This is a genomic window from Pseudoalteromonas sp. S3776 (assembly GCF_005886915.1).
Taxonomy (GTDB): Bacteria; Pseudomonadota; Gammaproteobacteria; order Enterobacterales; family Alteromonadaceae; genus Pseudoalteromonas.
On sequence record NZ_PNCU01000003.1, the window covers coordinates 1 to 12,918 of the forward strand.

The 12,918-nt window shown below is 42.5% G+C and carries 11 protein-coding genes and 1 pseudogene; 11 read left to right on the plus strand and 1 reads right to left on the minus strand.

What is annotated here, in order from left to right; all coding sequences use genetic code 11:
• A pseudogene (locus tag CWC16_RS02550) lies at window positions 1-693 on the minus strand (signal recognition particle-docking protein FtsY); the annotation flags it as partial.
• 207 nt (window positions 694-900) lie between these two features.
• Between CWC16_RS02550 and rsmD the strand changes: the two are divergent.
• The 11 genes from rsmD to purD all read left to right on the plus strand — a co-directional run bounded on the left by rsmD (window position 901) and on the right by purD (window position 12,879).
• Entirely contained in the window at window positions 901-1,506 is a 606-nt protein-coding gene (rsmD, locus tag CWC16_RS02555) for a 16S rRNA (guanine(966)-N(2))-methyltransferase RsmD (protein ID WP_138540394.1), read from the plus strand.
• A 145-nt stretch (window positions 1,507-1,651) separates the two neighbouring features.
• Complete coding sequence (gene rpsU / locus CWC16_RS02560) at window positions 1,652-1,867, plus strand: 30S ribosomal protein S21 (protein ID WP_002957797.1); 216 nt, start codon at window positions 1,652-1,654, stop codon at window positions 1,865-1,867.
• Window positions 1,868-1,887: 20 nt separating this feature from the next.
• Window positions 1,888-2,334 (plus strand): GatB/YqeY domain-containing protein, encoded by a 447-nt coding sequence (locus CWC16_RS02565; RefSeq protein WP_138540395.1) that lies wholly within the window; start codon window positions 1,888-1,890, stop codon window positions 2,332-2,334.
• A gap of 179 nt (window positions 2,335-2,513) precedes the next feature.
• Complete coding sequence (gene dnaG / locus CWC16_RS02570) at window positions 2,514-4,265, plus strand: DNA primase (protein ID WP_138540396.1); 1,752 nt, start codon at window positions 2,514-2,516, stop codon at window positions 4,263-4,265.
• Between the two features lie 123 nt (window positions 4,266-4,388).
• A complete protein-coding gene (gene rpoD / locus CWC16_RS02575; RefSeq protein WP_055014727.1) occupies window positions 4,389-6,236 on the plus strand; it encodes an RNA polymerase sigma factor RpoD in 1,848 nt (615 codons plus the stop codon).
• 66 nt (window positions 6,237-6,302) lie between these two features.
• A complete protein-coding gene (gene prmA / locus CWC16_RS02580) occupies window positions 6,303-7,184 on the plus strand; it encodes a 50S ribosomal protein L11 methyltransferase (RefSeq protein WP_138540397.1) in 882 nt (293 codons plus the stop codon).
• Between the two features lie 282 nt (window positions 7,185-7,466).
• Complete coding sequence (gene dusB / locus CWC16_RS02585; protein ID WP_171037620.1) at window positions 7,467-8,438, plus strand: tRNA dihydrouridine synthase DusB; 972 nt, start codon at window positions 7,467-7,469, stop codon at window positions 8,436-8,438.
• A 19-nt stretch (window positions 8,439-8,457) separates the two neighbouring features.
• Window positions 8,458-8,748: a DNA-binding transcriptional regulator Fis gene (fis, locus tag CWC16_RS02590; RefSeq protein ID WP_002957804.1), complete on the plus strand. Its 291-nt coding sequence runs from the start codon at window positions 8,458-8,460 to the stop codon at window positions 8,746-8,748.
• A gap of 325 nt (window positions 8,749-9,073) precedes the next feature.
• Complete coding sequence (gene purH, locus CWC16_RS02595; RefSeq protein ID WP_138540398.1) at window positions 9,074-10,660, plus strand: bifunctional phosphoribosylaminoimidazolecarboxamide formyltransferase/IMP cyclohydrolase; 1,587 nt, start codon at window positions 9,074-9,076, stop codon at window positions 10,658-10,660.
• 97 nt (window positions 10,661-10,757) lie between these two features.
• Window positions 10,758-11,579: a class I SAM-dependent methyltransferase gene (locus tag CWC16_RS02600; RefSeq protein WP_138540399.1), complete on the plus strand. Its 822-nt coding sequence runs from the start codon at window positions 10,758-10,760 to the stop codon at window positions 11,577-11,579.
• 16 nt (window positions 11,580-11,595) lie between these two features.
• Window positions 11,596-12,879 (plus strand): phosphoribosylamine--glycine ligase, encoded by a 1,284-nt coding sequence (purD, locus tag CWC16_RS02605; RefSeq protein WP_138540400.1) that lies wholly within the window; start codon window positions 11,596-11,598, stop codon window positions 12,877-12,879.
• Window positions 12,880-12,918: the final 39 nt, after the last annotated feature.

The following is a 12,918-nucleotide window of genomic DNA, read 5'->3' on the forward strand; positions in this document are numbered from 1 at the left end:
TGCAATACGTTCTTGCTCTAAGCGCTCAGCCTTTGCTTGTTCTGCAGCTATACGTTCTTGCTCTAAGCGCTCAGCTTTTGCTTGTTCTGCTGCAATACGTTCTTGCTCTGCACGTTCAGCTTCTGCCTGTTCTTGTGCAATACGCTGTTGTTCTAGGCGTTCAGCTTCTACCTGCTCTGCAGCTATACGTTCTTGCTCTAAACGCATTTGCGCTTCTTGCTCTGCTAAACGAGCTTCTCGGGCTTGTTGTTGCGCCTGTGCTTCAGCTTGCTCTTTGGCAAGTAACTCAGCGTTGGCTTTTTCAATTGCTAATTTTTCATCTTGCTCAGCTTGCTCGCGCTCTTGGTTTAGACGTTGCTGCTCTGCGCGCTGAGCAGCTACACGCTCTTGCTCTAAGCGCATTTGCGCTTCTTGTTCTGCTAAACGAGCTTCTTGGGCTTGTTGTTGCGCCTGTGCCTCAGCTTGCTCTTTTGCAAGCAACTCAGCGTTCGCTTTTTCAATAGCCAAACGCTCTTCTTGGGCTTTTTCAGCAGCAATACGCGCTTGTTCTTCACGCTCTGCCTCGGCCTTTTCTGCCGCTAAGCGCTCAGCTTCTTGTTGCTGAGCTAATGCCTGTTGTTTATCAGCTTCTGCTTGTTTTTTATCTGACTTACCAAAACCGAGCCAAGACATGAATTTACTTTTTTTTGCCATACTTGCTAATAACCACTTATAAAAATCTGATAAACTAAAATTTGAAATAGCTTGGTGTGGCTCAGCAACACGTGCCGGCCAATCAACCGTTCAAAACGTAAGTGCTAAATAGTAACACTTTTAATGCGGTTGAAAAATGAAGCTAAACGTAAACTACGTACAATATTATCTGAGCTAGATCCCATATACCATTTTTTAGTGACCTAAATGAGAAAAAAAGCAGCGAAAAATAAAGCAATTAGCAAATCTACTGACGGCTTTATTAGAGTAATTAGCGGGCAGTTTCGTGGCCGTAAACTACCGGTAAAAAATGTAGAAGGGCTTCGCCCAACAACAGACCGTATTAAAGAAACCGTGTTTAATTGGTTAATGCAAGGTACACGCGATGCAACTGTGTTAGACTGCTTTGCAGGCTCAGGCGGATTGGGCTTTGAAGCATTGTCTCGATTTGCTAAAAACACGACTTTTATCGAATTAGACGCATTAGCTGCTAAGCAAATTGAACAAAACATTTGCACATTAAACCTTAACAACGCTCAGGTGGTACAAACTAACTCACTCTCATATTTAGCACAAAAGAACATAAATCAACCATTCGATTTAGTTTTTGTTGACCCACCATTTCGTAAAAATTTAGCGCAAAGTAGCTGTGATTTATTAGAAAATAACCAATGGCTTAGTCAAGATGCACTTATTTATGTTGAGGTAGAAATAGAGCTAAGCAACTTTTCACCCCCAAATAACTGGTTGTTAATCAAAGAAAAAAAAGCTGGGCAAGTGTTCTGCCGGTTATACCAACGCCAGTCAAATTAACAGTATTTAAGCCGCTGCATTTCTGTTAATATTATCCTTTACATATGGTGCTGCTTCGGATTACAATACCGCACCATTTTTGAACCACTTGATCAATGTTTGATCAACTTGAGCAACGCTCATAATTTAGGTAGGTGAATTTTTAATGCCAGTAATTAAAGTAAGAGAGAACGAACCGTTTGACGTAGCACTTCGTCGCTTCAAGCGTTCATGTGAAAAAGCAGGTATCCTTTCAGAAGTTCGTCGTCGCGAGCACTATGAAAAGCCAACAGCTGAGCGTAAGCGTAAAAAAGCTGCAGCGGTTAAGCGTCACATGAAGAAGCTTTCTCGCGATAACGCACGTCGCGTTAAATTATACTAATCGTATTTGGTCTTGTATAAATGAGCCTTTTAATAACGCTAAAAGATGCGCAAAAAGATGCGATGAGAGCAAAAGACAAACAACGTCTTAACCCTATTCGCATGGTGCTTGCCGCAATTAAGCAACGTGAAATTGACGAGCAAATAACACTCGACGACGCAGGTATTACCTCCGTTATAGTGAAGCTTGTTAAACAACGTCGTGACTCTTACACTCAGTACAAAGATGCTGGGCGTGAAGATTTAGCCGAAATTGAAGCCAATGAGATCGCAGCACTAGAAACTTTTTTACCTCAACAACTGAGTGAAGAAGAAATTGTTGTCCTTATTGATGCGGCTATTGCTGATACTAATGCAGCAGGTATGCAAGACATGGGTAAAGTAATGGGCATAATCAAAAGCAAAGCCGAAGGACGTGCCGATATGGGCAAGCTTTCTGGTTTAATTAAGCAACGATTAACAGCCTAATACCCCCACATACATAAAGTATGATTCAAGTAAACCGAGCCCTGTGCTCGGTTTCTTCGTTTATAGAGCTAGCACTCATTTTAGAGTGAGCAATACTTTAAACACACTATACCTCTTTTATAAATGCACGCATTGTGTTGAAATTACACCTCACCAATTGTTAGGACTACTTACAAAACATGGCTGGAAAGATCCCACGAAATTTTATTGACGATTTACTCGCCAGAACAGATATTGTAGAGCTAATAGACTCTAAGGTTGGTCTTAAAAAAGCAGGCAAAGACTACCAAGCTTGCTGCCCTTTCCATAACGAAAAGTCTCCCTCGTTTACTGTTTCTCAAGATAAACAGTTTTACCACTGCTTTGGCTGTGGTGCTAATGGCAATGCTATTTCGTTTGTTATGGAGTACGACAAGCTTGAGTTTGTTGATGCTATAGAAGAGCTCGCTAGCCTTTTAAATTTAGATGTGCCTCGAGAGAATGGCAACAGCTCAGCCCCAGAGCGCACGGCAGCACAAAAACGCTCAGACTACGATTTAATGTTACACGCAGCACGCTTTTACCAGCACCAATTAAAGCACCATAGCAACTCTGCTACGGTAATTGATTACGTAAAAGGACGTGGTTTAAGCGGCGAAACAGTTAAAAAGTTTATGATTGGTTATGCGCCGAGCGAATGGGAAGCGCTTTGCCAGCAACTTGGCCGAACAAAAGAACAAAAAGAGCAATTAGTTGAGCTTAAGCTTGCCTCTGAAAAGACGCCAGGCAGGCAGTTTGATTTTTTCCGCGACCGTTTAATGTTTCCTATTCGTGATAAACGTGGCCGTGTTATCGCCTTTGGTGGGCGTGTAATGCAAGCCGACCAAGGGCCAAAATATTTAAACTCACCAGAGACCCGTATTTTTCATAAGGGTTTTGAGCTCTATGGTCTTTATGAGGCAAAACAAGCGCATAAAAAACTTGAACATGTACTCATTGTAGAAGGTTACATGGATGTAGTTGCGCTTGCTGAGCAAGGAATAGAATACGCGGTGGCAGCTCTTGGTACAGCTACGACAAGCGAGCATATGCATACGCTATTTAGGACCACCGACAAGGTTATTTGTTGTTACGATGGTGACCGAGCGGGCCGCGATGCAGCTTGGCGAGCACTAGAAAATGCCTTGCCCTATTTAAACGATGGCAAAGCCCTACATTTTGTATTTTTACCCGATGGCGAAGACCCAGATTCACTAGTACAACAAGAAGGTAAAACACAGTTTGAGCAACGCTTAAGCCAAGCAGATGACTTCACTAAAGTTTTATTTAATAAGCTTAGCCAAGAAGTAGATTTAACACTCGACTCTGGGAAAGCTAAATTATTGAGTGCTGCATTGCCATTAATTGAAAAAATTTCGAGTGAGTTTTATCAAGAGAACATTTTAGAGCAGTTAGGTCGTTTAATTGGCCGTACGCGTGAGCAATTAAACAGCCGCTTAAAAACACCAAAGCAACAACACGCTGTTGAGCGAAAATTTAAAATTACCCCAATGCGCCAAGCTATTGGTATTTTAATTCAGCACCCTCAATTAGCTAAAAGTGTGCCTTACTTGCCAGAGCTTGCTCAAATGAACATAGCGGGTATTGGTTTGCTACTGCGCTTACAAGAGCGCGCATTACAAAAAGACAATGCAAACACCGCGGTTTTACTCGAATCATTTAGAGACAGTGATGATTATGAGCCACTTGTAAAGCTTGCCACATGGCAGCATCAAATAAGTGATGAACGTTTGGAGACTGTTTTTCAAAATACTTTTAAATTTATTGAAGATCAGTGTTTAAATTATCGACTAGAGACCTTATTAATAAAGGACAAGACACAGGGCTTATCAAGTGATGAAAAACTCGAATGTCATTTACTTATGACAGCGCTAAAAGCGAGTAACAGCTAGTCAGACTTGATTTAAACTGTTATACTGTGCTATTCACTGCGTCACATTATTAAAGTTAGCTAAAGGCTAATTCTATGATGGCGCCTGTTGTATCAACTTATCAGAGTGGAAGAAACAATCTCTATGGATCCAACTCCTCAGTCACAATTAAAACTTCTGATTCAAAAAGGTAAAGAGCAAGGCTACTTAACTTTTGCTGAAGTAAATGATCACCTTCCACAAGACATAATCGACTCAGATCAAGTAGAAGATATCATTAGCATGATTAATGACATGGGTATCAAGGTTAGCGAAAATGCGCCTGATGCTGATGAATTAATGATGCAAGAAACCACGACAGACGAAGACGCAGCAGAAGCTGCTGCTGCAGCCCTTGCAACTGTAGAAAAAGAAATTGGCCGTACTACTGACCCAGTGCGCATGTACATGCGTGAAATGGGTACTGTGGAACTTCTTACTCGTGAAGGCGAAATTGTAATCGCTAAACGCATTGAAGAAGGTATCAACCAGGTACAAATTTCTGTTGCCGAATACCCAGAAGCAATCACTTACCTACTCGAGCAGTGGGATAAGTTTGAAGCAGAAGAAATGCGCCTAAGCGACATTATTTCTGGCTTTTTCGATCCTAACGAAGACGAAGCACAAATCTCTGCAACACACATTGGTTCTGAATTAAGTGAAGAGCAACTTGATGAAGACGATGATGAAGATGACAAAGACAGCGATGATGATGAAGACGAAGAAGAAGTAGACACAGGCCCTGATCCAGAGGAAGCCCGTGTTCACTTTGAAAACTTACGTGATTTATACATTAAGGCTCGTACTACATTCGATGAAAAAGGGCGTTCGCACCCAGATTCTCAAGCTGCTATTTTTGAGATTGGCGAGCTTTTCAGAACCTTTAAATTAGTACCAAAACAGTTTGATCGCATGGTAAATAACATGCGAGAAATGATGGACAGAGTGCGTGTTCAAGAACGCCTTATCATGAAACAAGCTGTACAAATAGCTAAGCTACCTAAGAAAACGTTTATTAAGCATTTTGCTAATAACGAGACAGACACAGCATGGCTAGACCTAGAAATTGCTGCTAACGAAAAACACTCAGCTAAACTTGAGCAAGTGAAACCTGAAATTATTCGTTGCATTCAAAAGCTATGTGTTATTGAAGAAAGCACAGGCTTAAGCATTGAGCGTATTAAAGACATAAACCGTCGTATGAGCATTGGTGAAGCAAAAGCGCGCCGTGCGAAAAAAGAGATGGTTGAAGCTAACTTACGTCTTGTAATCTCAATTGCTAAAAAATACACAAACCGTGGTTTACAGTTCTTAGATTTAATCCAAGAAGGTAACATTGGCTTGATGAAAGCGGTAGATAAGTTTGAATACCGCCGTGGTTATAAGTTTTCAACTTACGCTACGTGGTGGATTCGCCAAGCGATTACCCGCTCAATTGCTGACCAAGCAAGAACAATCCGTATTCCGGTACATATGATAGAAACGATTAATAAACTTAACCGTATCTCTCGTCAAATGTTACAAGAAATGGGTCGTGAGCCAAATCCTGAAGAATTAGCAGAACGCATGATGATGCCTGAGGATAAAATCCGTAAGGTACTTAAAATTGCCAAAGAGCCAATTTCGATGGAAACACCAATCGGTGATGATGAAGATTCGCACTTAGGTGACTTTATCGAAGATACCACTATTGATTCGCCTATCGACTCGGCAACAATGGAATCTCTTCGTGGCGCAACAAACGACGTGCTAGCAGGCCTTACAGCCCGTGAAGCTAAAGTACTTCGTATGCGCTTTGGTATTGATATGAATACCGACCATACCTTAGAAGAAGTAGGTAAACAGTTTGACGTAACACGTGAGCGTATTCGTCAAATAGAAGCGAAAGCACTGCGTAAATTACGCCACCCTTCTCGCTCAGACTTACTAAAAAGCTTTTTAGACGCTAAATAATTTAGCGCTTCATATAAACTAAAAAGGCCGCTGTAGCGGCCTTTTTTCTATTTAAAGGAAACAACCATGGCTTGGATCCAAATCCGTATCAATGCCAATGCTGCTACCGCAGATGCAGTGAGTGACTTATTAATGGAAGCAGGCAGTGCCTCTGTTACTTTTATTGACGCTAAAGATACACCTATTTATGAGCCTAAAATTGGCACCGTTGAGTTTTGGGCCGATACCACTGTAATTGGTCTTTTTGAAGCCAATCATGATATGAACAGCGTAATTGCACTACTTAAACGTCATGATGAAATTAAAGGCACACTGGTATACAAAATTGAGCAACTAGAAGATAAAGACTGGGAACGTGAGTGGATGGATAACTTTCACCCAATCCAGTTCGGTGAAAAACTGTGGATATGCCCAAGCTGGCGCGACATTCCAGACCCAGATGCAGTTAATGTATTGCTCGACCCAGGCCTTGCGTTTGGTACGGGTACACATGCAACAACAGCACTATGCCTTAAATGGCTAGAAAGCCAAGATTTAAGCGGTAAAACAGTGGTTGATTTTGGGTGTGGATCGGGAATCTTAGGCATTGCAGCCATCAAACTTGGTGCAGAACGCATGATAGGTATTGATATTGACCCGCAAGCGCTTGAAGCAAGCTTAGATAACGCACAGCGTAATGGTGTTGCCGATAAGCTTGAGGTATACCTGCCAGAAAACCAGCCCGAGTTTAGTGCTGATATTGTTGTGGCTAACATTTTAGCGCAACCGCTGCGTGAGCTTCACAGTGTAATTTTGGGTTTACTAAAGCCTGGTGGCAAAATTGCTATGTCGGGCATATTAGAAGAGCAAGCTCAATCCGTTGCCGATATTTACGCACCGTTTATTAAGCTTGATGATATTGCACTAGAGGGCGATTGGACTCGTGTAAGCGGTACAAAAAATAGCTAGCCTCATACATTTATAAATATAGAGTTTTAACTCAAAACTTGCATGTAAAGCCTGTATTTAACAGGCTTTACTATTTTTTTACAGTTAGAAAATTAGCCCGCATCATTTAGCAAAATTATTTTTTGCTTAAATTTCAAACAAATCGACCCACTTGTCATGCGGTTATCAAAAGTCAATACGAAAAGGGCAAAAAAAAGTCACTTTTGTTCAATTTATAGCCTTTGATTTTTCCTAAAAAAACCGTAAACTTAGCGCCCCTTGAAAAGAGGCCTATTGAATACAGTGCGTATCGGTTCATACCAACTTGAGAATAATGTAATAGTCGCGCCAATGGCAGGTATTACAGACAGACCATTTAGACAGCTTTGCCGCCGCTTAGGCGCAGGCTTGGCCGTGTCTGAAATGTTATCGTCAAACCCGAAGGTTTGGAAGACTGAAAAATCGATGAACCGTATGGATCACAGCGGCGAATCGGGTATACGCGCGGTGCAAATTGCAGGAGCAGATCCTGAGCTTATGGCGCAGGCCGCACAATTCAATGTTGCAAACGGTGCACAGATCATAGATATCAATATGGGGTGCCCAGCAAAAAAAGTGAACAAGAAACTCGCAGGCTCTGCCTTATTACAGTTTCCTGAACTTGTGGAAGAGATAATTGATGCAGTAGTAAATGCTGTTGATATCCCGGTCACACTTAAAATCCGAACAGGATGGGATCAGGATAACCGTAATGGTGTAGAGATTGCGAGAATAGCTGAGCGTTATGGCATTGCATCACTTGCTGTACATGGGCGTACGCGCGCATGTATGTACAAAGGTGAAGCAGAATATGCCACGATTAGGGATATAAAACGCTCAGTGTCGATACCTGTGGTTGCTAATGGTGATATTACATCTCCAGAAAAAGCAAAGCAGGTTTTGGACTATACGGGTGCAGATGCCATTATGATTGGCCGAGCCGCCCAAGGTCGCCCTTGGATATTTAGGGAGATAGACCACTATTTGCGAACTGGAGAACACTTACCACCACCTGCTATTTCAGAGGTGCGAAGTATTTTAATGGAGCATTTAGATAACCTCCATGCGTTTTACGGCGAGCCAATGGGAGCGCGAATCGCTCGCAAACATGTATCTTGGTATTTGCAAACCCATGACAGTGACGGTCAGTTTAGGCGAGTATTTAATGCGCTCGACAACCCAAAAGCACAAGTTGACGCATTAACGCAATACTTTAAAACACTAGCAGCTAACTAAGAAAGAAAGAGATTAAATAATGTTCGAACAAAACGTGACTTCTCCATTTATCACAAACCCTCATGTTCAGTCACACGAGAAACCGCAGCCATTGCGTGATGCAGTAAAAAAAGCTGTTCACCACTATTTAAAGCAGCTTAACGGTCAAGATGTGCAAGACGTTTACGACCTTGTTCTTTCAGAGCTAGAAGCGCCATTACTTGAAGAAGTAATGACATACACACGTGGTAACCAAACTCGTGCGGCAATTTTACTAGGTATCAACCGCGGTACTTTACGTAAAAAGCTTAAAAAATACGGCATGAACTAATACCAATTATATTGAAAGCGTAAGCATTCTAACGAGCTAAACAAGCCCATAATGGCGTTAAAAATTTCTTATGTAGAATAACTACACTGTAAAATTTTTACCTTGTTATAGACTTGTTTTTCTATCGTTATAACTGCTTAGTAATCAAATACAATTGGTATCATGCAAAAAAAGCACCTTTGGGTGCTTTTTTTATACCTGTAATTCGTTAACCAAATTGCAAAATGCTCACGCTTATTGGCGCTTTATAAGTCGTTTTTTGAGTAGTAATCAGTTAAAATGCCCGCTTCTAAGCTAGCTCATTAACTGAGGAAATCAAACTACAATGGATACTCATCGTCCCATTCGTCGCGCACTTTTAAGTGTGTCTGATAAAACTGGTATTGTTGAATTTGCCCGCGCTCTAGAAGCGCAAGGTGTTGATATTTTATCAACTGGCGGTACCTGCAAACTCCTTGCTGATAACGGCATAAAAGTGACTGAAGTATCAGATCACACAGGTCATCCTGAAATTATGGATGGTCGCGTAAAAACCCTTCACCCTAAAATTCACGGCGGCATATTGGCGCGTCGCGGACAAGATGAAGGTGTAATGGCTGATAATAACATTTCAGCTATCGATATTGTTGTAGTTAACTTATACCCCTTTGCGAATACTGTCGCTCAAGAAAACTGCAGCCTTGAAGATGCCATTGAAAACATTGATATTGGCGGCCCTACAATGGTTCGTGCAGCCGCTAAAAACCACAAAGATGTAACGATTGTGGTAAACGCGAGCGATTACGACCGTGTTATTAGCGAAATGCAAAACAATAATGGCTCAACTACGTATAAAACACGTTTTGACTTAGCCATTGCCGCGTATGAGCACACTGCTCAGTACGATGGCATGATTGCTAACTACTTTGGCAAAATGGTGCCTGATTACACAGAAGAAGCCGCCGAAGAGACTAAATTCCCACGCACTATCAATATGCAGTTCACTAAAAAGCAAGATATGCGTTACGGTGAAAACTCGCACCAAGATGCTGCTTTTTATGTTGAAAACAACGTAAGCGAAGCATCCGTTGCAACAGCTACTCAGCTACAAGGTAAAGCCCTGTCGTTTAATAACATTGCAGATACCGACGCCGCACTTGAGTGTGTTAAAGAATTTGATGTACCTGCATGTGTTATTGTTAAACACGCAAACCCATGTGGCGTTTCAATTGGCGAAGATATTCTTAGTGCTTACGACCGTGCCTTTAAAACAGATCCAACCTCAGCGTTTGGCGGCATTATTGCCTTTAACCGCGAGCTTGATGCAAAAACAGCACAAGCCATTGTTGATCGCCAGTTCGTTGAAGTGATTATTGCCCCTAGCATTTCAAGCGAAGCGGCAAAAATTGTTGAAGCGAAAAAGAATGTACGTTTATTAGCGTGTGGACAATGGAGTGGCAAAGCAACAGGCCACGACATTAAACGCGTAAACGGCGGTGTTTTAGTACAAGACCGCGACCTAGGCATGGTTACTCAAGGCGACTTAAAAGTTGTGTCTAAACGTCAGCCTTCTGAGCAAGAACTTAAAGATTTACTGTTTTGCTGGAAAGTGGCTAAGTTTGTTAAATCAAACGCGATTGTATATGCCCGCGACGGTATGACCATTGGCGTAGGCGCAGGTCAAATGAGCCGTGTTTACTCCGCTAAAATAGCAGGTATTAAAGCCGCTGATGAAAACCTAGAAGTACCTGGTTCAGTGATGGCGTCGGATGCATTCTTCCCGTTCCGTGACGGCATAGATGCAGCTGCAGCGGCCGGTATTACAGCCGTAATACAACCAGGTGGCTCAATGCGCGATGAAGAAGTTATCGCCGCTGCTGACGAAGCTGGCATGGCAATGGTATTTACCGGCATGCGCCACTTCCGCCACTAATCACACAAAGGGTTAAACACAACGTTTAGCCCTTTTTGTTTGCAATCAATTCACGTATTCTGATTCAACACCTATATAAAATGTTAAGGAACAAACGATGAAATTTGCACTAAAGTCACTACTTGTTGCCTCGCTTGCGCTTACATCAACTATGGCACTTAGCCATAATCATGAGTCAAGCCTTAGCCATGCTATTCAATCAAGTGAGCGTAGCGCTAAAAATAGCGCCCGCGATGAATACCGTCACCCTGAGCAAACACTGGCATTTTTTGGTTTTAAACCAACAATGACCGTGGTTGAAATTGCGCCAGGCGGTGGGTGGTACAGTGAAATATTAGCACCAGCACTTAAAGAGCAAGGCCTATATTACGCTGCGCATTTTCCGAGTGATTCATCGGTGGGGTATTACCAACGCTCATTAGCCAACTTTAAGAAAAAAGTGGCCGAAGATGAGCGTTTTAGCAAAGTAAAAATTTCTGAATTTGCTCCTTTAACGCACACTGATATTGCCCCAGCCGGTACTGCCGACATGGTACTAACCTTTCGCAATGTACATAACTGGTACATGGGTAAAGACACTGAAGGTGCATTAAGCGCGTTTAAATCTTTTTATAAAGCGTTAAAACCAGGTGGCGTATTAGGTGTAGTTGAACATCGCTTAGATGAAAGCCGTGCTGATGAGGATCAAAAATCAACCGGCTACATGAAGCAAAGCTACGTCATCGATTTAGCTAAAAAAGCTGGATTTGAATTAGTTGCAAGCAGTGAGATTAACGCGAATCCAAAAGATACAGCCGATCACCCTAAAGGGGTGTGGACGCTACCACCTAGCTTACGCCTTGGCGAACAAGACGCTGATAAATACAAAGCTATTGGTGAAAGCGACCGTATGACGCTGAAATTTAAAAAACCGCTTTAAATAGGAATATTTCGCCATGAATGTATTAGTCATTGGCAGCGGCGGCCGCGAACACGCACTTGCGTTTAAGGCCGCTCAAAACAGTAAAGTAAACACCGTATTTGTAGCACCAGGTAATGCTGGTACTGCACTTGAGCCAAAATTAGAGAACGTTGCAATTAACGTTGAAGACCTAGATGGCCTGTTACACTTTGCACAACAAAACAATGTAGAACTTACTATTGTGGGCCCTGAAGTACCGCTTGTACTGGGCGTAGTAGATAAGTTCCGTGAACACGGTTTAGCTATTTTTGGCCCAACAGCCGGCGCAGCACAACTAGAAGGCTCTAAGTCGTTTACTAAAGACTTTTTAGCTCGCCATGCAATCCCAACCGCTGATTACCAAACGTTTGAACAAATTGACCCTGCTCTTGCTTATTTAAAAGAAAAAGGCGCGCCAATTGTAATAAAAGCAGATGGCCTAGCGGCTGGTAAAGGCGTGATTGTAGCAATGAACGAGCGTGAAGCTGAAGACGCTATTCGCGATATGCTGGCAGGTAATGCGTTTGGCGAAGCTGGCAGCCGTGTTGTAATCGAAGAGTTTTTAGAAGGCGAAGAAGCTTCTTTTATTGTTATGGTTGATGGTAAAAATATTTTGCCATTTGCAACAAGCCAAGATCATAAACGCGCCTACAATGGTGACAAAGGACCAAATACTGGCGGCATGGGCGCGTACTCACCAGCACCTGTAGTAACCGACGAGATCCACCAGCGTATTATGAACGAAGTCATCGTTCCTACCGTTGAAGGAATGGCAAGCGAAGGCCACCCTTACACTGGTTTTTTATACGCAGGTTTAATGATTGACGCTCAGGGCACACCTAAAGTGATTGAGTACAACTGTCGTTTTGGAGACCCTGAAACACAACCTATGATGCTTCGTCTTAAATCAGACTTAGTTGAGCTTGTTGAAGCGGCTAACCGCGAAGAGCTTGATAAAACAACCATTGAGTTTGACCCGCGCGCAGCCGTAGGTGTTGTACTTGCCGCTAAAGGCTACCCAGGTGATTACCCTAAAGGTGATGCAATATCAGGCCTTAAAATTAACTACCCTGCCGATGAAAAAGTATTTCATGCAGGTACTAAGCAAGAGGGTGAAAACGTTGTCACCGCAGGTGGACGTGTATTATGTGCAACGGCACTTGGCAATACCGTTACCGAGGCGCAGCAACGTGCATACGAGCTTGTAAAACAAATTAGCTGGGAAGGTATGGAGTACCGCACCGATATAGCTTACAGAGCAATTGCTCGCGAGCAATAGTCTGTAACTAAGTTATTGGTGTAAGCAGTAAATTTAACT

Excerpts from the sequence above, each read along its gene's own strand:
- rsmD (WP_138540394.1), top strand. The coding sequence starts at position 901 with ATGAGAAAAAAAGCAGCGAAAAATAAAGCAATTAGCAAATCTACTGAC.
- rpsU (WP_002957797.1), top strand. The coding sequence starts at position 1,652 with ATGCCAGTAATTAAAGTAAGAGAGAACGAACCGTTTGACGTAGCACTT.
- CWC16_RS02565 (WP_138540395.1), top strand. The coding sequence starts at position 1,888 with ATGAGCCTTTTAATAACGCTAAAAGATGCGCAAAAAGATGCGATGAGA.
- dnaG (WP_138540396.1), top strand. The coding sequence starts at position 2,514 with ATGGCTGGAAAGATCCCACGAAATTTTATTGACGATTTACTCGCCAGA.
- rpoD (WP_055014727.1), top strand. The coding sequence starts at position 4,389 with ATGGATCCAACTCCTCAGTCACAATTAAAACTTCTGATTCAAAAAGGT.
- prmA (WP_138540397.1), top strand. The coding sequence starts at position 6,303 with ATGGCTTGGATCCAAATCCGTATCAATGCCAATGCTGCTACCGCAGAT.
- fis (WP_002957804.1), top strand. The coding sequence starts at position 8,458 with ATGTTCGAACAAAACGTGACTTCTCCATTTATCACAAACCCTCATGTT.
- purH (WP_138540398.1), top strand. The coding sequence starts at position 9,074 with ATGGATACTCATCGTCCCATTCGTCGCGCACTTTTAAGTGTGTCTGAT.
- CWC16_RS02600 (WP_138540399.1), top strand. The coding sequence starts at position 10,758 with ATGAAATTTGCACTAAAGTCACTACTTGTTGCCTCGCTTGCGCTTACA.
- purD (WP_138540400.1), top strand. The coding sequence starts at position 11,596 with ATGAATGTATTAGTCATTGGCAGCGGCGGCCGCGAACACGCACTTGCG.